This window comes from Streptomyces sp. NPDC057543 (assembly GCF_042801895.1).
In the GTDB taxonomy this organism is placed as follows: domain Bacteria; phylum Actinomycetota; class Actinomycetes; order Streptomycetales; family Streptomycetaceae; genus Streptomyces.
In genome coordinates this window covers 1-19784 of record NZ_JBHVFF010000160.1, presented here as the reverse complement: position 1 = coordinate 19784, position 19784 = coordinate 1, and the positions used below count along the sequence as shown (strand labels likewise).

20 protein-coding genes and 1 pseudogene are annotated in these 19784 nt (G+C 73.4%); 3 read left to right on the top strand and 18 right to left on the bottom strand.

Annotated features, from left to right (window positions below; all coding sequences use genetic code 11):
* The first annotated feature begins 199 nt into the window (after nt 1-199).
* The gene (locus ACFU8Q_RS24855) at nt 200-1417 is read left to right on the top strand and encodes a methyltransferase domain-containing protein (protein ID WP_384457564.1); all 1218 of its coding nucleotides are present in this window, start codon (nt 200-202) and stop codon (nt 1415-1417) included.
* 209 nt (nt 1418-1626) lie between these two features.
* Here the strand turns inward: ACFU8Q_RS24855 and ACFU8Q_RS24850 are convergent, their stop codons facing one another.
* Nucleotides 1627-1992 carry a hypothetical protein gene (locus tag ACFU8Q_RS24850; RefSeq protein WP_384457560.1) on the bottom strand — a complete coding sequence of 122 codons (366 nt, stop codon included), beginning with the start codon at nt 1990-1992 and terminating at the stop codon, nt 1627-1629.
* A gap of 52 nt (nt 1993-2044) precedes the next feature.
* Nucleotides 2045-2710: a hypothetical protein gene (locus tag ACFU8Q_RS24845; RefSeq protein ID WP_384457558.1), complete on the bottom strand. Its 666-nt coding sequence runs from the start codon at nt 2708-2710 to the stop codon at nt 2045-2047.
* Nucleotides 2711-2809: 99 nt separating this feature from the next.
* On the opposite strand from ACFU8Q_RS24845, the gene ACFU8Q_RS24840 reads away from it, so the two are divergent.
* Nucleotides 2810-3430 carry a class I SAM-dependent methyltransferase gene (locus ACFU8Q_RS24840; protein ID WP_384457556.1) on the top strand — a complete coding sequence of 207 codons (621 nt, stop codon included), beginning with the start codon at nt 2810-2812 and terminating at the stop codon, nt 3428-3430.
* Nucleotides 3431-3600: 170 nt separating this feature from the next.
* On the opposite strand, the gene ACFU8Q_RS24835 is transcribed toward ACFU8Q_RS24840, so the two are convergent.
* The 6 genes from ACFU8Q_RS24835 to tsaB all read right to left on the bottom strand — a co-directional run bounded on the left by ACFU8Q_RS24835 (nt 3601) and on the right by tsaB (nt 8058).
* Nucleotides 3601-4872, bottom strand: a complete 1272-nt coding sequence (locus tag ACFU8Q_RS24835; RefSeq protein WP_384457554.1) for an RNA polymerase sigma factor — start codon at nt 4870-4872, stop codon at nt 3601-3603.
* Between the two features lie 41 nt (nt 4873-4913).
* Nucleotides 4914-5279, bottom strand: coding sequence for a YciI family protein (locus tag ACFU8Q_RS24830; protein ID WP_384457552.1), 366 nt, complete (start codon nt 5277-5279; stop codon nt 4914-4916).
* 226 nt (nt 5280-5505) lie between these two features.
* Nucleotides 5506-5799 carry a hypothetical protein gene (locus tag ACFU8Q_RS24825; protein WP_384457550.1) on the bottom strand — a complete coding sequence of 98 codons (294 nt, stop codon included), beginning with the start codon at nt 5797-5799 and terminating at the stop codon, nt 5506-5508.
* A complete protein-coding gene (tsaD, locus tag ACFU8Q_RS24820) occupies nt 5796-6896 on the bottom strand; it encodes a tRNA (adenosine(37)-N6)-threonylcarbamoyltransferase complex transferase subunit TsaD (RefSeq protein ID WP_384457548.1) in 1101 nt (366 codons plus the stop codon). Before tsaD ends, ACFU8Q_RS24825 begins: the two co-directional genes overlap by 4 nt.
* Nucleotides 6896-7399 (bottom strand): ribosomal protein S18-alanine N-acetyltransferase, encoded by a 504-nt coding sequence (gene rimI / locus ACFU8Q_RS24815; protein ID WP_384457546.1) that lies wholly within the window; start codon nt 7397-7399, stop codon nt 6896-6898. The genes tsaD and rimI overlap by 1 nt, the downstream gene beginning before the upstream one ends.
* Entirely contained in the window at nt 7396-8058 is a 663-nt protein-coding gene (gene tsaB / locus ACFU8Q_RS24810) for a tRNA (adenosine(37)-N6)-threonylcarbamoyltransferase complex dimerization subunit type 1 TsaB (protein ID WP_384457545.1), read from the bottom strand. Before tsaB ends, rimI begins: the two co-directional genes overlap by 4 nt.
* A 154-nt stretch (nt 8059-8212) precedes the next feature.
* Here tsaB and ACFU8Q_RS24805 point away from each other — a divergent pair, with 154 nt between their 5' ends.
* Complete coding sequence (locus ACFU8Q_RS24805) at nt 8213-8779, top strand: hypothetical protein (protein WP_384457543.1); 567 nt, start codon at nt 8213-8215, stop codon at nt 8777-8779.
* 18 nt (nt 8780-8797) lie between these two features.
* Here the strand turns inward: ACFU8Q_RS24805 and ACFU8Q_RS24800 are convergent, their stop codons facing one another.
* The 10 genes and pseudogenes from ACFU8Q_RS24800 to ACFU8Q_RS24755 form a co-directional block, all read right to left on the bottom strand.
* Nucleotides 8798-8959 (bottom strand): hypothetical protein, encoded by a 162-nt coding sequence (locus ACFU8Q_RS24800; protein WP_384457541.1) that lies wholly within the window; start codon nt 8957-8959, stop codon nt 8798-8800.
* A gap of 155 nt (nt 8960-9114) precedes the next feature.
* Nucleotides 9115-11208: a protein kinase gene (locus ACFU8Q_RS24795; protein ID WP_384457562.1), complete on the bottom strand. Its 2094-nt coding sequence runs from the start codon at nt 11206-11208 to the stop codon at nt 9115-9117.
* A gap of 22 nt (nt 11209-11230) precedes the next feature.
* On the bottom strand, nt 11231-13414 hold the full coding sequence (locus tag ACFU8Q_RS24790; RefSeq protein WP_384457539.1) for a PQQ-binding-like beta-propeller repeat protein: 2184 nt from the start codon (nt 13412-13414) through the stop codon (nt 11231-11233).
* A gap of 6 nt (nt 13415-13420) precedes the next feature.
* Nucleotides 13421-14452 (bottom strand): serine/threonine protein kinase, encoded by a 1032-nt coding sequence (locus ACFU8Q_RS24785; RefSeq protein ID WP_384457537.1) that lies wholly within the window; start codon nt 14450-14452, stop codon nt 13421-13423.
* Nucleotides 14453-14514: 62 nt separating this feature from the next.
* Nucleotides 14515-15078 carry a tRNA (adenosine(37)-N6)-threonylcarbamoyltransferase complex ATPase subunit type 1 TsaE gene (gene tsaE, locus ACFU8Q_RS24780; RefSeq protein WP_384457535.1) on the bottom strand — a complete coding sequence of 188 codons (564 nt, stop codon included), beginning with the start codon at nt 15076-15078 and terminating at the stop codon, nt 14515-14517.
* Entirely contained in the window at nt 15047-16324 is a 1278-nt protein-coding gene (locus ACFU8Q_RS24775; protein ID WP_384457533.1) for an alpha/beta fold hydrolase, read from the bottom strand. Before ACFU8Q_RS24775 ends, tsaE begins: the two co-directional genes overlap by 32 nt.
* Nucleotides 16325-16417: 93 nt before the next feature.
* The gene (alr, locus tag ACFU8Q_RS24770; protein ID WP_384457531.1) at nt 16418-17572 is read right to left on the bottom strand and encodes an alanine racemase; all 1155 of its coding nucleotides are present in this window, start codon (nt 17570-17572) and stop codon (nt 16418-16420) included.
* 97 nt (nt 17573-17669) lie between these two features.
* Complete coding sequence (locus ACFU8Q_RS24765; RefSeq protein ID WP_384457529.1) at nt 17670-18065, bottom strand: DUF488 domain-containing protein; 396 nt, start codon at nt 18063-18065, stop codon at nt 17670-17672.
* 41 nt (nt 18066-18106) lie between these two features.
* On the bottom strand, nt 18107-19603 hold the full coding sequence (locus ACFU8Q_RS24760) for an NAD(P)H-hydrate dehydratase (RefSeq protein WP_384457527.1): 1497 nt from the start codon (nt 19601-19603) through the stop codon (nt 18107-18109).
* A gap of 4 nt (nt 19604-19607) precedes the next feature.
* Nucleotides 19608-19784: pseudogene (locus ACFU8Q_RS24755) on the bottom strand (holo-ACP synthase); the annotation flags it as partial.

The following is a 19784-nucleotide window of genomic DNA, read 5'->3' as shown; positions in this document are numbered from 1 at the left end:
GGCCAGGACCGCACAGGCGGGCCGGCGCCCGCCGGCGGCCCGTCCGTGCCCGGATTCGCGCGCACCCGATTCGCTCCGATTCACGGTTAATTCTTCCTTTTGTCGCACAAGATGCATGGCGTCGCATCCTGCCAGCAGGGGACAGGCGCCCCCGCCCGACACCGCCGCCCGGTCCACCGGTCAACCCGGCTGGCTCACAATGGGGCGGGTGAACGCTCTCGACTCCCCCCTCGCCTCCTTCATGGCCCTGCGCACCCCCGAGGGCGCGGCGCTCCTGGACGAGCTGCGGTCGTACGACCCCGCCCAGGAACTCGCCACCGCCACCCGGCTGCGCCGCGACCACCCGGCCCCCCTGGTCTCGGCGGCGCTGGGGCAGGCGCGGCTGCGCCAGCGGGCGGTGGCGAAATTCGGCGCCGAGGACGCGTACCGGATGTTCTTCACGCCGAACGGCGTCGAGCAGGCGACCCGCACATCGGTGGCCACCCATCGCGCGCGGCGTTTCGTGGCCGCGGGCGGGGTGCGGCGCGTCGCCGACCTCTGTTGCGGGATCGGCGGCGACGCGATCGCGCTCGCGCGGGCGGGCATCTCCGTCCTCGCCGTGGACCGCGACCCGCTGACCGCCGAGGTGGCCCGCGCCAACGCCGTCGCGCTCGGCCTGGACGGTCTGATCGAGGTGCGGTGCGCCGATGTCACCGAGATCGACACCTCGCCGTACGACGCGGTCTTCGTCGACCCGGCCCGGCGCGGCGGCCGGGGAAGGATCTTCGACCCCGAGGCGTACTCACCGCCGCTCTCCTGGGCGACCGGCGCCGCACTCGACGCCCCCCGCGCCGCACTGAAGATCGCCCCCGGCATCCCGCACGAGGCCATCCCGGCACGGTCGGAGGCCGAGTGGATCTCGGACGGCGGCGACGTGAAGGAGGCGGTGCTCTGGTTCGGCGAGGGCTTCGCGCCCGGTTCGTACCGCGCCACCGTGCTCCCGGCCCGCGCCACCCTGTGGTCCGCGGCCCCGCTGCCCGCCCCGCCCGTCGGCGCGGTCGGCCGCTATCTGTACGAGCCGGACGGCGCCGTCATCCGCGCCCATCTGGTCGCCGACATCGTGGCGCGGTGCGACGGCCGCCTGATCGACGAGACCATCGCGTACGTCACGAGCGACGAGCCGTACGACTCCCCGTACACCACCGGGTACGAGATCACCGACCGGCTGCCGTTCAACATGAAGAAGCTGAAGGCGCTGCTGCGGGAGCGGAAGGTCGGCGTCCTGACGGTGAAGAAGCGTGGCTCGGCCGTCGAACCGGAGGAGCTGCGCCGCAGGATGAAGCTCCAGGGGCCGAACGCCGCGACGGTCTTCCTGACCCGGGTGGCCGGAGCCCCGACGATGCTGATCGGTCGCCCCGTGCGACCGGAGACGTCCTAAGGGCTGCCCCGTAATCCCTGGCGGGCGCACGACGACAGCTACGGCACCTCGCCGCGTTGTCGGAACGCCCGAATACAGCCAGCATGCGAGCGCCCCTCCGCCTTGCGATGCACCGCATCTGACGCCGCGCGCTGATCCACCAGGGATGACGGGACAGCCCTTAGACCGACCAGCAATTCTGGGGGCCGCCCGCCAATTGCCGGTCGGTCTCAGGCCAGGTCGGTCAGATCCTCGGCGTACACCTGCGAGAGCGGCTGAGGGCCCACGTACTGCTGGCAGTTGCACTGGCCCGACTCGAAGCGGACCGGCTTCTTCGACTCGTCCCAGGCCGTCGGCACCTCGACCCGCTCATGGCACTTGCCCTGCTTGTCGTGCTTGGCGAGATGGTGCGTGCAGCCGCAGACCGGCTCCGGCGGACGGTGGGCCGCTTCGACGGCGAGCCGCTCCTCCTTGGCCGCCTCCAGCAGCTCCAGCTTGCGGGTGTGCCGGTTGCGCAGCGCGGTACGGACGTTGTCGACGGCCCACCCGAATCCGCCCGTCCAGAAGATGATGAGCACCCACCAGTACCACTCCATGTGACACTCCACCCCCTGTGCGACTCATGTACCGGTCAGGATAGGTCCCGACTCAGCGGTGCGCGCCGCCCCCGACGGAGAACAGCGGCTCCGGAGCGGGCGCCCCGATCAGCACCCGCAGCACCCAACGGCGGTGCGCGAAGGCCTTGGTGATGCCGATCAGCCCGGTGATCCAGCCGGTCATCCCGAGTCCGGTGACCAGGGCGACCAGCCCGAAACTGTCCCGGGCCGCCTCGGCGGTCGCGGGGACGGCGATGCACGCGTACAGTCCGAGCGCGCACAGCGTGAAGGACATCAGCAGCCAGACGAGGCTGACGCCCGGCATCCGCAACCGCGCGTCCCGTACCGGATCCCGGTCCAACTGGCCCCAGGCGTAGAGCAGTCGGCGCACCTCGAGGTCGCGACGCAGGCCGATGACGACGAAAACGATCGCCGGCACCGCGCAGCAGGCGCCCATGCCGACGAGGATCACGGCGAGGAGGGCGCTGAAGATGTCGTACGTCTCCTCGAACGTGATGAGCGCCGCGCCCACCAGCGACCAGCCCAGCGCACAGAGCGCTCCCCACAGCCACAGCGTCACCAGTCGTCCCGGTGACACATGCGTCCTCACCAACTCCCCGAGCACCACGGCCCGGTCGGCGAGCAACGCCTCACGGTCGGGCCAGGAACGTATTTCCACGGGCGGTGGCGGCGGCGGCAGTTGTGCGCGGCGAAACATGGGCCAGACCCTACCGACCGCGCGCCCTCGCCGGCGGGCGGCACGGTGCGCGGGGGCCGCCGCGGTGCCATGCTGGAAAGGGACACACGGAGGTTCGCGATGGGGTTCTATGCCGAACGTATCGTGCCCCGGATCGCCGATGCCGTCGGCGGAATGAAGCAGGTCGAACCGTTGCGGCGCCGGGTCTGCGAGGGCCTGTACGGCGAGATCATCGAGATCGGGTTCGGTTCCGGACACAACGTTCCGTTCTACCCGGACGCCGTCACCGAAGTGGCCGCGGTCGAGCCGTCCGATCTCGGCTGGAAGCTGGCGCGTGACCGGATCGACGCGGGGCACACGCTGGTGCGGCGCGCCTGCCTGGACAGTCAGTACCTGCCGTTCGAGGACAACACCTTCGACGGCGCCCTGTCGACATGGGCACTGTGCACCATCCCCGACGCCGACGCGGCGCTGCGCGAGGTGCGCCGGGTCCTCAAACCCGGTGCGACCCTGCACTTCCTGGAGCACGGTCTGGCGCCGGAGGAGGACGAGAACGTACGCCGCTGGCAACGCCGTCTCGATCCGCTGGAGCGACGGCTCTTCGCCGGGTGCCGCCTGACCCGGCCGGTAGCCGAGATGCTGACGGCTGCGGGGTTCACGATCGTCGACCTCGACGAGTTCTACGAGAAGGGCGCGCCGAAGGCGATGGCGGCCGAGTCGATGGGCGTGGCCGTGCCGTAGGCCGACGCGACCGTGCCGTGGGCCGACGCGACCGTGCCGTAGGCCGACGCGACCGTGCCGTAGGCCGACGGGACCGTGCCGTGGGCCGACGGGACCGTGCCGTGGACCGTCGCGACCATGCCGTCCGGTCCGGTACCGACATGACGGTGCCGTGGGCCGACGTCCGGAGCTCATCGGCCGACGCGGTCCGCACCTGCCGCGCGGTCCAGGAGCAGCGCGCGCTCCCGTTCGTTGCGAGTCAGTCCCGCCGCCCGTACGAACTCCGCCCGCGCCTCGTCCGTACGTCCCAGCCTGGCCAGCAGATCCCCGCGAACGCTGGGCAGCAGGTGGTAGTCCTTGAGCGCCGGGTCGCCGGCCAGCGCGTCGACGAGGGCGAGACCGGCCGCCGGACCCCGCGCCATCGAGACCGCCACCGCCCGGTTCAGCTCGACGACCGGGGACGGCGCGATCGCGGCGAGGCGGGCGTAGAGGGAGGCGATGGTGGCCCAGTCCGTGTCCTCGTACGTCACCGCCCGGGCGTGGCACGCGGCGATCGCGGCCTGCACGGTGTACGGGCCGAGTCCGGCGCCCTCCTCCGTCGCCGCCACGGCCCGTTCCAGGGCCGCGACGCCGCGCCGGATCAGCAGGTGGTCCCAGCGGGCCCGGTTCTGGTCGGCGAGGAGCACCGGCGCACCGTCCGGCCCGGTCCTGGCGGCGGTGCGCGAGGCCTGGAGCTCCAGCAGCGCGACCAGGCCGTGGACCTCGGGCTCCCGCTCCATCAGGCCCGCGAGGACCCGGGCCAGCCGCAGCGCGTCCTCGCACAGCGCAGGGCGCAGCCAGTCGTCACCGGCGGTCGCCGCGTACCCCTCGTTGAAGATCAGGTAGATGACTTCGAGCACGGAGTCGAGGCGGGCCGCGCGCTCGGGTCCGTACGGCACCTCGAAGGGGACGCCCTCCCGGCCCAGGGCCCGTTTCGCCCGGACGATGCGCTGGGCGACGGTCGGTTCGGGGGCCAGGAACGCGCGGGCGATCTCCTCCGTGGTGAGCCCGCCGAGCAGCCGCAGGGTGAGCGCGATCCGGGCCGCGGTGGAAAGCACCGGGTGGCAGGCGGTGAAGATCAGCCGGAGCAGGTCGTCGTCGATGTCGTCCGTTTCCGGCGGCTCGAGCGGCGGCACGTCCGCCAGAGCCCGTCCCACCTCGGCGAGCTTGCGCGCGTACGTCTCCTTGCGGCGCACGAGATCGATCGCGCGGTGTCTGGCGGTGGCCATGAGCCAGGCGCCCGGCCGGTCCGGGACACCTGACTCCGGCCACTGTTCCAGCGCGGCCACCAGGGCGTCCTGCGCGAGTTCCTCGGCGATGCCCACGTCCCGCACGATGCGGGCGACACCTGCGATGATCCGCGCGGACTCGATCCTGAAGACCGCTTCGACCGCCGACCTCGCGCTTACTGCCGTCACGGTCACTCATCAGAGCAGCCGGGCGGGAACGCGGCAAGCGGGGCCGGTCAGATGCTCGGGGCCTCGTCGATCTGGCGGACCTCGGAGGTGACGGTCCAGTTCGCCGGGTGGATCTGCAGGAACCGCTTGGTCCACTCCAGGGCCTCCGCCTTGTCCTTGGCCTGGAGGATGGCGTAGCCGCCGACGACCTCCTTGGTCTCGGTGAACGGGCCGTCGGTGTAGCTGAGCTTGCCGCCGGACCAGGTGACCCTGGTCCCCTGCGAGGTCGGGGTGAGCCCGGCCGTCTCCAGCATGACTCCGGCCTTGGTGATCTCCTCGAAGAGGGCTCCCATGCGCTTCTCGAACTCGGGGCCCGGGTTCTCGTCGGGGAGGTTCTGCTCATCGATGCGGATCAGCGACATGAAGCGGGGCATGGTGACTCCTCGGTCGGGAGGGCGGGGTCCTTCCCCGCCTCTCACCCTTGCGTCGAACGGGAGACGGCCGGATCGACAGCTCCACCGGAATTCTTCTGAGAATCTTCCGGGGCGGCCACCGGAGCGGCCGACGAGCAGGCCACTGGGGCTGTCGCGATGGCCGGGGAACCCGCGCGATCACCGAGGGCTGATGAGCCGGGGAACCCGCGCGATCGCCGAGGGCTGATCAGCCGGGGAACTCGACGGCCCCCAGCGACTCGAAGCGCCACCGGTGCACCGGGCGGGTGATCAGCTCCGGGTCCGGCTCGGGGAGTTCGGGCAGCTCGTCGCCGTACTCCCCTTCCCACCAGGTGAGGACCAGGACCCGGTCCTGCGGGGCGCGCAGCAGCTCGCGTCGCAGCGGTTCGCGGGCCAGCTCGGCCGCTCGGGCCCGGGCCCACTCCAGGAGTTCGGGGCCCCGGCCGGCGGTGGCGCGGGCCTCCCACATCAGTGCGACGGTCGTACCGCTCGTGCCGCTCATGAGTAGAGGTTGTCCTTGCTGATCTCGTGCACGTGATCGTGGTCGTGCGCGTCGGCACCGGGGACGTGGGGGTCGGTCACCGGCAGCGACGAGTCCGCGGACAGCTCCAGGTCGGAGGCCGGCCTGTTCCGGGCGACCATCTCCGCGCCCAGCGCGGCGACCATCGCCCCGTTGTCCGTGCACAGCCCCGGCCGCGGCACCCGCAGCCGGATGCCGGCCCGCTCGCACCGCTCCTCGGCCAGTGCCCGCAGCCGCGAGTTGGCCGCGACACCGCCGCCGATCATCAGGTGGTCGACGCCCTCGTCCTTGCAGGCCCGGACGGCCTTACGGGTGAGCACATCCACCACGGCCTCCTGGAAGGACGCCGCCACGTCCCGTACCGGCACGTCCTCGCCCGCGGCCCGCTTCGCCTCGATCCAGCGGGCGACGGACGTCTTCAGGCCGGAGAAGGAGAAGTCGTACGCGGGATCGCGCGAGCCGCTCAGTCCACGCGGGAACGCGATCGCCTTCGGGTCGCCCTCCTTCGCCAGCCGGTCGATGACCGGGCCACCGGGGAAGCCGAGGTCCAGCACCCGGGCGATCTTGTCGAAGGCCTCGCCCGCCGCGTCGTCGATGGTCGCGCCGAGCGGCCGTACGTCGTTGGTGATGTCCGGCGCGAGGAGCAGCGAGGAGTGGCCGCCGCTGACCAGCAGCGCCATGGTCGGTTCGGGCAGCGGGCCGTGCTCCAGCTGGTCGACGCAGATGTGCGAGGCGAGGTGGTTCACCCCGTAGAGCGGCTTGTTCAGCGCGTACGCGTACGCCTTCGCCGCGGAGACGCCGACGAGCAGCGCGCCCGCGAGCCCGGGACCGGCGGTGACGGAGATGCCGTCGAGGTCGCGGGCGCTGATCCCGGCCTCCTTCAGGGCGCGCTCGATGGTGGGGACCATCGCCTCCAGGTGCGCGCGGGAGGCGATCTCCGGCACGACGCCGCCGAAGCGGGCGTGCGTGTCGACGCTGGACGCGACGGCGTCGGCCAGCAGCGTCGTACCGCGGACGATGCCGACGCCGGTCTCGTCGCAGGAGGTCTCGATGCCGAGTACGAGCGGTTCGTCAGCCATCAGTCAGTCTCTGTCTCTTGTGCGGGCTCTTGCACCGTCAGGCGCATGACGAGTGCGTCGATGTTGCCGGGCTGGTAGTAGCCGCGGCGGAAGCCGATCGGTTCGAAGCCGAAGCGTTCGTACAGCTTCTGCGCCCGGGTGTTGTCGACACGGACTTCGAGGAGCACCTCGGAGCACTCGAAGGCCGTGGCGTGCTTCAGCAGATCGGTGAGGAGTTCGGAGCCGAGGCCGCCGCCCCAGTGGTCACGGGTGACACCGATCGTCTGTACGTCGGCGAGCTCACCGGCCGCGGCGAGCCCGGCGTAGCCGACGATCCGGCCGGTGGCGAGGTCCTCGGCGACGACGTAGCGGCGGGTGGCCCGCGGGCCACGGGCGTGCGCCAGCTCGGACCAGAACATGCCGGCCGACCAGGCGTCGTCCGGGAACAGCTCGTGTTCGAGGGCCAGCACCGGATCGATGTCCCACCAGCGCATCTCGCGCAGTACGGCAGTCGTGCTCGTCACTTCGGGGTGACCACCTTGTAGTTCTTCGGGACCTGGGCGTCGGGCCTGCGCAGGTAGAGCGGCCGCGGCGGCAGCAGTTCCGCGCCCGCCGCGAGCCGCTCGGCGGCGAGGGCGGCCAGCGCACCGGCGCTGACGTGCTCGGGGCCCCGGGCGTCCGGGAACGCCTCGGGGTAGAGCACCGCGCCCGCCCCGACGACGGGGACTGAGGCGAGCTGCTCGGCGATGTCGGCGGGCCGGTCTACGGCGGGCTCCGTGAAACGCGTACGGCAGTCCTCGTAGCGCGCCCAGTAGACCTCCTTGCGGCGGGCGTCCGTCGCGACGGCGAACGGTCCCTCCAGGCCGGCCTGCCCGGCGGCGTACGCGAGACCGTCCAGGGTGCAGACCCCGTGCACGGGCACGGAGAGGGCGGAGCCGAAGGTCGCGGCCGTGACCAGGCCGACCCGCAGCCCGGTGTAGGGGCCGGGGCCGACGCCCACGACCACGTCCGTCACGGCGTCGAGTTTCACCCCGGCCTCGGCGAGGACCCGGTCGACGGCGGGCAGCAGCAGCTCCCCGTGCCTTCGGGCGTCGATCCGGCCGGACTCGGCGACGACGGAGGTTCCGTCGTGAAGGGCGACGGTGACGGCGGGGGTGGCGGTATCCACGGCGAGCAAGAGCACGCAAACAGCCTACGGCTCCTCCGACGGGGGCACGGCGTCCCGTACGGCGTCCCGGTACGACCGGCCCCGGCTGCTACCGTCACCGAGAACGCACGCGAGTACGACGTAATCGCTAAACGCTTGTACGACATACAGAGCGAAAGGGGCGCGCACGGTGGCAAGGGGCAGCTCGGGAATCGTGGCCGGGCTCACTGCGGCGGCTCTCGCCGCGGTCGGTTTCCTGGCCTACCAGGCATCGGCGAACGCCCCCGACTCCGTCGCCGCCCCCAAGCCGAAGGCTTCCAGCAGCGCACCCGCCGTCGGCCACGACAAGCCCAAGGAAAAGAAGCCACTGGCCGCACTCCCGGCCAGCTCCGGCACCGGAACACGGGTCGTGTACGCCCTGGCCGACCGCCACGTGTGGCTCGTCGACGCGGCCGGAGAGGTGACCAGGAGCTTCGACGTCATGCCGAGCGCCCTGAATCCGCAGCCCGGGACGTACAAGGTGGTCACACCGCGCTCGGGAGCCGCGACCAAGGGCTCGGACGGCGTGATGATCGAGCACGTGGTGCGGTTCGCGACGGTGGACGGCGTGGCCGTGGGGTTCAGCGCGGCACTGGACGGCTCGATGAAGAGCCCGGACCCGTCACTGAAGACCGGCGGCGTACGGATGTCCCGGGCCGACGGGGACGCGATGTGGGACTTCGCGTTGGTGGGTACGCAGGTCGTCGTCGTCCCGTAGCGGGACACGTTGCGCGGGCTAGGCCGCGTCGCGCCGCGACGGCAGCCCGTCCGGCTCTTCCTCGACCGGCTCGGCCGGTGGCGTGGACACCGCCGTGGCGGCGGCGCACGAGGCCAGCAGATCCTTCATCGACAGGGCGGACGGCGGCTGCGGCTGCGGGTCACGCTCGGGCGTCGGCATGGATGCCTCCTGGAACTCCGGTGGAGGTCCTGGTTAGGTACACCTAACCAGTTCTCCCATCCATGTGACCACGACCGCCGCGCCCTGCGCAAGCATTTACCGACGACTTGTCGGAAAGAGTGCCGGACAGTCGAATCCGCACTCGAACGAGCTCTTCAGAAGACCGGCAGCGCGGTGAGCGAGGCACCGTCCAGCAGGAAGACCCGCCCGCCGTCGGCCGCGAGCCAGTAGCGGTCGGGGTGCTTGATGAGCCGGAAGACCCACGGCTCGCGCTGGCGGACCAGGTCGAGGACGTTCACCCCGCCCACCGACTTGTTGACGGCCACCGACCAGAGACCGTCGCCCGCGACGACGAGCGGGCTCGGCGGGTCGCACCGGAAGAGGCCCTCGTACGGCCAGTCGCTCGGTTTCCCGTCAGCGATGCCCAGACGCCGGGGGTAGCCGAGGACGGCCGCGAACACATGGGGGCCGTGGACCGTGGGAGGGCCCCACGAGACGGGGACCCCGGACACCTCCTCCGGGCTGTCCGCGACCCAGCGCTCCTTGCCGTCGCCGAGGTCCAGCGCGGCCAGCCGGGAGCCGCTCACCACGACGGTCTTCCCCGCGACGGCGAGACCGGGCCGCTTCACGGACTGCGCTTCGCGCGCCCACACCTTGTGGCCGTCGCCGATGGCGAACGCGACGACGTCACGGTCCCCTGCCACCACCAGGCGCCCCCGCGCGGCAACCCCGCGCGCCCCGGACTCCGTGGTGAGACCGGTTCCGGCCGCGACGGTCCAGCGCACCTTGGCGTCGGACCAGCCGATGCTCCGCACCCGGCCATCCCCCGTGACCACGTACACCGCCTCGTCGTCCGCGGCCAGGACGCAGGCCACATCCGCGTCCGCCGTCCACTTCGGTTCACCCGTGGAGGCGACGAAGGTACGCAGCACCCCGTCGCCGTCGGCCGCCGCCACCAGCCGGTCCGAGAGCGACACGTATCGGCGGCTCGCCGCCACCCCGGGCGCCTTCCACGCCACCGAACCGTCCACGACGCTGCGTGCCACGAGGCCTCCGGCGGCACCACCGGCGACGATCACATCGCGTACCGGCAGGGGCGCCGGGGTCTGCTCCGCGAGCGCCGAGGCCACGCTCCACAGCGGCTCGGGCGTCTGGCCGTGGACGTAGTCGCCCCGCTCCGCGGACAGCGCGCGGGCCGTAGGCGTCTGCACCGCGGGCGGGATATCGAACGGCCCCGCGCCGTCCTTCCGCGCGTTCCACCACACCGCCCCACCACCCGCCGCCACCACCGCCCCGCCGACCGCGAACGCGGTCAGCAGACGGCGGCGGGAGACGGAACCGCCGCTGCCACGGTCCGCGGCGGACACGGTGGTGAGCTGGTGCAGGCTGCGCTCGCGCGCCGTGACATCCCGCGCGAGCGGTCCCTGCCGCCAGACCCGTTCGGCACCCCGGGGCGGGGCGAAGACGCCGGCCATTTGCTCGGGCGCGGGCCGGTGCGCGGGCTCCTTGGCCAGACAGGGAGCGATGAGCGGCCGGAGCGCGGCCGGGACCTGGTCCAGCCGCGGTTCGCCGTGAACGACCTCGTACTGCACGGCGGCGACGTGCTCGCCCTCGTACGCGCGCCGCCCGCTCGACGCGTACACGAGCACCGCACCGAGCGAGAAGACATCGGCGGGCGGGCCGACCCGCCGGCCCAGCACCTGCTCGGGGGCACCGTAACCAGGTGTCACCGGGACTTGTCCGGTCACCGTCAGGGTGAACCCGTGCTCGGGCCGGGCGATACCGAAGTCGATGATCCGGGGGCCCGCCGAGGTGAGCACAATGTTGGCGGGTTTCAGGTCGCGGTGGACGAGTCCCGCCGCATGAATGACCGTCAGCGCCCGTGCCAGCGCCACGGCGAGGGCCCGGGTGGCGGGCTCTTCGAGCGGGCCGTGGGCGCGGACCGCCTCGTCGAGGGTCGGGCCGACGAGGAACTCGGTGGCGATCCAGGGCCGTCCGCCCTCGGTCCGGGCCTCCAGGACCCGGGCCACGCCCTCGCCGGTGACGGCCTGCGCCATCTGCGCCTCACGGACGAACCGCTGCGCGAGGTGGGTGTCGTGCGCCAGATGGGGGTGCAGGACCTTCACCGCGGCGGCGCGCCCCTGCGCGTCCTGTCCCACATACACCTTGCCCATGCCGCCCTCGCCCAGGACGCCGCGCAGGTGGTACGGGCCGAGCCGGATCGGATCGCCGGATTCCAGGGGCTTCATTTCCACAGCGCTTTCCGTGAGTTCACAGCAGGGGGTAACCGGCGGCGTACGCGTCGCCGAGCGCGATGAGCGCCTTGGAGGCCTCGTGGGGGTAGTAGCTCCCGGGCGCGGCCCTGAAGGGGCGGGACGAAACACCGGTTCGCAGCCGAGTGGCGGTCAACCCGGACGTTGCGGCGCTGTAGACGTAGTCGACGCCCACGGCGGGTGCCACGTCGAGGACCGTCCCGGTGTCGGCCCGGCCCTTCTCCGCCCAGCGCAGCTTCCCGTCCGAGGCGCCGACCGAGACGACGCCCCGGCCCTCCTCCACCACGTAGACCACCTCGCCGTCCACCGTCGGCGGGCTGTACGCGGCCCCGGAGCGGCCCTGCGTGAACCGCCACGCCGGTCCGCCGTCGGCCAGCCGGAGCGCGCGCAGACCTCCGGACGCGGTGTACACGTGCTGGTCGTCCACCGCGAGCCGGGCCCGGGTGAACGCGTGCTGCTCCCCGTCGAGCGGGGTGTCCCACAGCCGCCGTCCGGTACGTGTGTCGAGGACGGCCAGCGTCAGCCGACCCGCCGCGGACTGCTGGACGAGGACCAGGTACGTGCCCCGGACCTGCGCGGTCAGGAAGTGCAGCCGCTCGGACCCGTCCGGCCGCGCCGGCAGCGGCCGGGTCCAGCGGACGTCCCCCGTACGGCTGTCGACGGCCAGCAGGGACCAGGTCTGGTCCTTGCGGAATCCCTCGGTCGAATAGCGCCCGTGGCCGCCCACGACGTACACGGTTCCGCCCGAGACACCGAGCATTTGGTTCTCCAGATGGCGCCCTTCCAGGTCCGGGAGCCGGGCGAAGGGTGTGGTGAGCTTTCCGTCGGCCAGGCCCACGGTGCACAGGGTGAGCGGGTCGGTCTCCTCGAAGGGGTACTCGATGGCGTAGATCTGCTTGCCGTCCGTGGTGACCTGGTGCGGGCGGCACACGTCGGGGTCCGTCCAGCGTCCCGCGCCCGACACCGGGTCCAGGGCCTGGAGCGAACTGGCGCTGACCGACACGACGACCAGTTCCTCCAGCAGGAGCGGCACGGGCGGCACCCGGGGGGTGACCCCGTAGTCCGCCTTCACCTGCCAGCGCATGTCCCAGGCGGGCCTCCTGGCGGGCGGGGCGCTCTTGCCCGGAGCAGGGTCGTCCCGGCCCGGCAGGTACCGGAGTCCCGCCGCGACCGCGCCCCCGCCGAGCAAGGTGCCGCCGCCCAGGGTGAGCAGCCCGCGACGGGACAGGCCGCGGCGGCGGGGGCCGTCGGACGCGGTGTCGGCGAGAGCGTGGTCCGCCGGGGGCGGCAGGCGGTACGGAGCGACGGCCCAGACCGCTGCCGCGCGGCGTGCGATCTCCAGGAGCAATGATTCGGGGAGGTGCTCGGCGAAGGCGCCCGGGGGCGGGGCGAGCGCGGCCGCGAGTGCCGTGGTGGTGGGACGTTCGGCGGGGTCCTTGCTCAGGCAGCAGGCCAGGATCGGGAGCAGGCCCTCCGGTACGCCGGTGAGGTCCGGGGCGGCGTAGCGGACCCGGTAGAGGAGGTCCGCGGGCTGTCCCGAGCCGAAGGGGCCGTGTCCGCTCGCCGCCCGGGTGAGCACACCGGCGAGCGCGAAGACGTCACCGGCCGCGGTGTGGTCCTGGCCGGTGGCCTGTTCGGGAGACATGAACGCGGGCGTACCCGCGGCGGCTCCGGTACGGGTCAGTCGCTCGTCCCCGATGGCACGGGCGATGCCGAAGTCGATGACCTTGGGGCCGTCCACCATGAGCATGATGTTGGAGGGCTTGAGGTCGCGGTGGACGACGCCCGAGAGGTGCAGCTGTGTCAGGGCCCGGCACAGCAGGGCGCCCAGGGCCCGGACGGCGGGCTCCGGGAGGGGACCGGCCAGATCGAGCGCCTCGTCCAGCGGCGGCCCGAGAACGTACTCGGTCGCCAGCCAGGGCGTGGCGGCCGCGGGGTCGGCGGCGAAGACCCGGGCGCCGTGGACGGGGCCGATGACCCGGGCGGCCTCGACTTCGAGCCGGAAGCGGGTGCGGGCGACGGGGTCGGACGCGATGCGGGCGTGCATCGTTTTGAGGGCGACGGTGCGACCGCGGTCCGAGCGGGCCAGGTAGACGGTGCCCATGCCGCCGCTGCCGAGCCGGGCGACCGGGTGGTAGCCGCCGAGGTCCTGCGGATCGTCGTGGCTGAGAGGAGCGAGCACCGGCCGTCAGCCCCGCCCGTTGCGGGCGACCGGGCCGACCGGCACGGCCGGTATCGGCGGACCGGGCAGCTCGGCGGCGAGAACGGCAGCCGAGTGCCGGGCGAGCTCCGCGAGGACCCGGGGCGGAAGCGGCACGGGAAAGACCCCGTCCAGCACCGTGGCCTGCGGGGCGGACGGGGCCTGCGGCGCGGGCGAAGCATGCGGGGCCTGCGACGCGGGCAGCACCCGCGACGTCGCTGATGCCGGTGCCGCGCCCGTACCCCGCGTCAGCTCCGCCGCCACCCGGGCCGCCGTCGGGCGGGCGGCCGGGTCACGGGCCAGGCAGGCGGTGATCACGGAGCGCAGGGCGGCGGGCAGTTCCCCGTTCTCGGGAACGACCTGACCGGTGCTCGCGTACGAGAGCACCGTCCCCAGGCCGTACACGTCCCCGAGGGGGCGCGGCAGGCCGCCGGACAGCTGCTCCGGAGCGAGAGCGGCAGGCTCAAGTCCCGCGAGGTCCGGGCGCCTCAGCCCGTCCGGCCCTGCGGCCCGTACCGCTCCGAAACCCGCGAGCCAGGGCCCGTCGGCCATCAGCAGGACAGCGGACGGGCTCACTCCGGCATGCGTCACGCCCTGCGCGTGGGCGGCCGCGAGCGAATGCGCCAGGGCTGCGCCCCAAGCCCGTACGAACCGCTCCGGAAGCGGCCCGCCGTGCGCCGCGAGGGCGGCGGGCAGCACAAGCGCGGGGGTGTAGGGCGCCGCGTACCAGGGAGTCGGGCCCACACCGTCCGGCACCTGCCCGCCTGCAGCCTCCGCCGCGTCCGAAACCGGCAGGAAGCGCGGGACGGACGACCGGCGCGCGTGCCGCACCTCCTCGGCCCAGCGCGACGGGTCGGCGGCGGCACGCGGGACGCAGACGAGGACGGTGCGTTCGCCGTCGGCGCTGCGCGCGATGTAGCGGCGGTCGGGGACGGGGTGTCCGCCGTCCCTCTCGTCCAGCCGGGCCAGGGGGACGTACGGCCCGATCCGGGCCGGGTCGTCCTGGCGTAGGTGTTCCATGCGCGTGTCCCCCGTGGTCAGTGCCGAACAGGTTCACCCTACTGAGCGCGCACGACGGCCCCCTACTGGGACGCCTGCCCCGGCAGTTCGGTGGCCACGTCCTCGCCCAGTTGCGCCCAGCGCGCCCCGACGCCGACCAACGTCACCGAGCGCCGTTCGTCGTCCGTGTCGCCGACCGCGCGGTGGATCACCACGTGCAGCCGGTCCTCGGACAGCTCCTCGACCTTGCCGTCGCCCCACTCCACGACCACCACCGACTCCGGCAGCGACACGTCGAGGTCCAGGTCCTCCATCTCGTCGAGCCCGCCGCCCAGCCGGTACGCGTCGACGTGGACCAGCGCGGGGCCGCCGGTCAGCGAGGGGTGGACGCGGGCGATCACGAACGTGGGGGACGTGACGGCGCCGCGCACCCCGAGGCCCTCGCCGAGCCCCCGGGTCAGCGTCGTCTTCCCGGCGCCGAGCTCCCCCGAGAGCATCACGAGGTCGCCGGGGCGCAGGACAGTGGCGATCCGGCGGCCGAGGGCCTGCATCTGTTCGGGGGACTCGACGGCCAGGTTCACGGTGACGGTGCCCGGCGCGGCGCCCGCGTCGGCCTCAGCCGCCAGGCTGTTGTGCGGTGCTTCCATGTCCGCCAACGTTACTTCCCTGCCCGCCGACGTCGGTCGCGGCGGGCACCGCCCCGATCCGTACCAGCAGGTCCGCCAGCCGGTCGGTCACCGTCTCCGGGTGTTCCAGCATCACCAGGTGACCGGCGTCCGGGACGATGACCAGCTCCGCCTCCGGGAGCTGGTCCGCCATGGCCTCGCTGTGCGAGCTGGGCGTCACCAGGTCCTTGTCGCCCGCCAGGATCAGCACCGGGACGTCACGGAACGCGGGCACGACGTGGCTCTTGTCGTGCTCGGTGAAGGCCGGGTAGAACTCGGCGACCACATCGATCGGGGTGGATTCGATGAGCCGCTCGGCGAATCGCTCGACCGCCGGGTCGACATCCCGCGAACCGAACGAGTACCGCTTGATCAACCCGGCGAAGAGATCGGCGGTCGCCCGCCGGCCGCGTTCCACCAGTTCGGCCTGGGAACCGAGCGCCTTGAGCACCCCGGGCAACACCCGCCGCACCGCGTTCACGCCCGCGACCGGCAGCCCGAAGCTGACCTCGCCGAGCTTCCCGCTCGACGTGCCGATGAGGGCGATGGCGGCGACCCGGTCCCGGACGAGCTGGGGGTACTGCTCGGCGAGCGCCATCATCGTCATGCCGCCCATCGAGTGCCCGACCAGCACCAGCCTGCCCTCGGGGGCCGCCGCGTCGATGACCGCCTTCAGGTCACGGCCGAGTTGGTCGATGCCCACCGTCACCCCGTCCGCCTGGGCCCGGCCCCGCTCGGAGCGGCCGTGGCTGCGCTGGTCCCAGTGGACGGTGCGGACCAGTCCGCGCAGCGCCGCCCGCTGGAAGTGCCAGGAGTCCTGGCTGAGGCAGTACCCGTGGCTGAAGACGACGGTGACGGGCGCGGGCGCCTTGCGGCCGAAGAGCCTGCGGCGACGCGTGCCGGCGGTACCGGGAGCGGTCGCACCGCTCCCGGCGGCCCCCGTACCGCCGTCGGGGTCGACCTCGTCGACCTCGTAGTACAGCTCGGTGCCGTCGTCGGCGTTCGCCCGGCCCGGCAGCCCGCGCAGTGAGCCGTACGGTCCCGAGGCGTCCAGCGCCAGCCTGGCCCGCCTGCGCATGCCGCGGCCCACGGTCAGCCGCTCGACGGCGACACCGGCGGCCGCGCCCGCCGCGATCACGCCTATGGCGGCTCCGGCGATCCCCGCCCGGCGCCAGCCGACCGCCGTGGCGGCCGTCGTCACCGCGTCCCCCGCGCTGATCTCGCTCACCGTGCGGCGCTCCTCGTCGGTCGTGTCCGTCAGGTCAGGGCCGGTCTGTTCCGGTCGTGCTCAGATCGTGCCTGGTCAGGGGCGCTTGTTCGGTCAGGACTCGGCCGGGGTCGCATGCAGATGGACGCGGGGCACACGGCTGCCGATCCGGGTGACGATCTCGTACGCGATCGTGTCGGCGGCCTGCGCCCAGTCCTCGGCGCTCGGCTCGCCCCGGTCCCCCGGGCCGAAGAGCACCGCCTCGCCGCCCACCTCGATCCGGTCCCCGTCGAGGTCGACGACGAACTGGTCCATGGCCACCCGGCCCGCGATCCGCCGCCAGACGCCGCCGACGAGGACGTGGGCGCGGCCGGAGGCATGGCGCGGGATGCCGTCCGCGTAGCCGAGCGGCACCAGGCCCAGCGTGGTCTCGGTGGAGGTCGTGTAGTGGTGTCCGTAGCTGATCCCGTGACCGGCCGGCACCTGCTTGACCAGGGCGATCGACGCGCTGAGCGTCATGACGGGGCGCAGCCCGAAGTCGGCCGGGGTGCCCAGCTCGGGGCTGGGCGAGATGCCGTACATCGCGATACCGGTCCGTACGAGGTCGAAGTGCGCCTCGGGGATCGTCAGCGTCGCCGGGGAGTTCGCCATGTGGCGCACCTCGGGGTCGACGCCCTCCTTCTCCGCGTACGCGACCATGTCGCGGAAGGCGTTCAGCTGGGCGGCGATGGAGGGGTGGCCCGGTTCGTCGGCGCAGGCGAAGTGGGACCAGAGGCCGGTGATCCTGACGGTGCCCGCCTGCTCGGCGGTGCGGGCGGCGGCGACGAGCTCGGGCCAGTCCGCGGGCTGGCAGCCGTTGCGCCCGAGGCCGGTGTCGGCCTTGAGCTGGATACGGGCCGGAATGCCGGCCTCCGTGGCCGCGGCGACGACCTCGCCCAGGGCCCACATCCCGCTCACCGACACATCGATGTCGGCCTCGATCGCCTCGCGCCAGGGCCCGCCCGGCGTCCACAGCCAGCACATCACCCGGCCGCCGAGCCCGGCCGCCCGCAGGGCGAGCGCCTCCTGCGGCGTCGCGGTGCCCAGCCAGGTCGCCCCGGCCTCCAGCGCGGCGCGGGCGCAGGGCACCGCCCCGTGCCCGTACGCATCGGCTTTGACGACGGCCATGAGTTGCGCGCCACCCGCCCGCGCGCGCAGTACACGCACGTTGGCGCGCAATGCGGCGAGGTCGATCTCGGCACGGGCTCTCAAGGACGGTGTCTCATTCATCGCGCCCAGTGTCTCAGAGGCGTACGGCAAACCCCTCGGGCGGCGGGTCGGAAGAGGCCCCCCGTCGAGGGGACCCGCCGGCCCACGCTCGTACACCTCAGTGGTGGCGCAGCTCGTGTTCCAGATGGTCGACGAGGACCGGGACATGGCTGTGCGGTACGTCCTTGACCGCCGTGACCAGCGTGACCGGGCCTCCCTCACGGACCAGTTCCACCAGTTCGTCGACGGCCGCGGTGTGGACGGGGTCGGCCAGTTCGGCGCGGTAGCGGTCGGCGAACTCGTCGTAGCGGGTGCCGGAGCGGTCCTCGTGGTACCAGTCGCGGAGCTCGTTCGACGGGGTGATGTCCTTGAGCCACTTGTCGATCGCGGCCCGCTCCTTGGACTCGCCGCGCGGCCAGAGCCGGTCGACGAGGACGCGGGTGCCGTCGTCGGCCTCCTTCGGGTCGTACACCCGGCGTACGCGTACATCGCTGCTGCCCTTGCTGGTACCCACGATCGACCCTCCTGTCGGCGTCCGTCTGCGCCCAGGATCACTCAGGCCCGTACGTCCCGCCACGCCGCCGGGATCGCCTCCGCGACGTCCTGCGCGGCGACGGGGGCGCCGTCCGAGGCGTGCCGGGCGGCCAGGCCGTGCAGATACGCGCCGGCCGACGCGGCGTCGCGCGGGGCGAGGCCCGCCGCCAGCAGCGAGCCGGTCAGGCCGGAGAGGACATCGCCGCTGCCGGCCGTGGCCAGCCAGGAGGTGCCGGTCGGGTTGACCCGTACGGGGGTGGATCCGGCGTCGGTGGCGACCAGGGTCGTCGACCCCTTGAGCAGGACCGTGGCGCGGAAGCGGGCGGCCAGTTCCCGTACGGCGGCGAGCCGCCCCGCCTCGACCTCCTCGCGCGGGACACCGAGCAGGGCGGCGGCCTCACCGGCGTGCGGGGTGAGAAGGGTCGGGGCGGTGCGCGCGCGTACGGCGGTGGCGTCGAGCAGCCGCAGCCCGTCGGCGTCGACGAGCGCCGGAACGTCCGTCTCCAGCACGTCACGGACCGCCTCCACGGCGTCCGCACCGTCACCGAGCCCCGGCCCCACGACCCAGGCCTGCACCCGCCCCGCCTTCGACGGCGGCCCCGCGTGGACCAGCGTCTCCGGATGGCGTGCGATCACCGCGCCGGCGCCCGGACCGACGTACCGCACCGCTCCGGCACCGCCCCGCAGCGCCCCGGAAACGGCCAGCACCGCCGCCCCCGGATACCGCGCCGACCCGGCGACGATGCCCACGACACCGCGCCGGTACTTGTCGCTCTCGCTGCCGGGCACCGGCAGGAGCGCGGCGAGGTCCGCGTACTGCAGCGCCTCCATGCCGGGCACGTCGGGCAGCTCCGGGCCGAGCCCGATGTCGACGAGGTGCAGCGCGCCCGCCAGGCCGGCGGCCGGGTCGATGAGCAGTCCGGGCTTGTACGTGCCGAAAGTGACGGTCGCGTCGGCCCGCACCGCGTCGCCGAGCACCTCGCCGGTGTCCGCCTCGACGCCGCTCGGCAGGTCGACTGCGACAAAGGCCGCGCCGGTCGCCTCGAAGGCCCGCACCAGCGCGGCGGCCTCCGGACGCAGCCCGCCGCGCCCGCCGATGCCGGTGATCCCGTCCACGACGAGATCGACGTGCCCGTCCCAGGCGGCCGCGAACGCGTCCCCGGCCATATCGCTGTCCCCGGTCGTGTCGCCGTCCCCGCCCGCCACGCTCCCGCCCGCCGCGAGCAGCGCCGCGAGCCCGCCCTCGTGCGCGCGGCCGGGCGAGGTGAGCACGGCGCGCACGCCCGCGCCGCGACGGGCCAGCCGGGCGCCCGCGTACAGCGCGTCGCCCCCGTTGTCGCCGCTGCCGACGAGCAGGACGACCCGGGCCCCGTACACCCGGCCGCGCCGCCGCAGGACATCGGCGCACGCCGCCGCGAGTCCCGCCGCGGCACGCTGCATCAGGGCGCCGTCCGGCAGCCGGGCCATCAGGGCCCGCTCGGCGGCCCGTACGGTCTGAACGCTGTACGCGGTACGCATGTGCTCAACCCTCCGCGATCACCACGGCCGACGCCACCCCCGCGTCGTGACTGAGCGACACGTGCCAGTGCCGTACGCCCAGCTCGGCCGCGCGCGCGGCGACCGTGCCGCGGACTCGCAGACGCGGCTGCCCGCTGTCCTCGACGTACACCTCGGCATCCGTCCACAGCAGGCCGCCCGG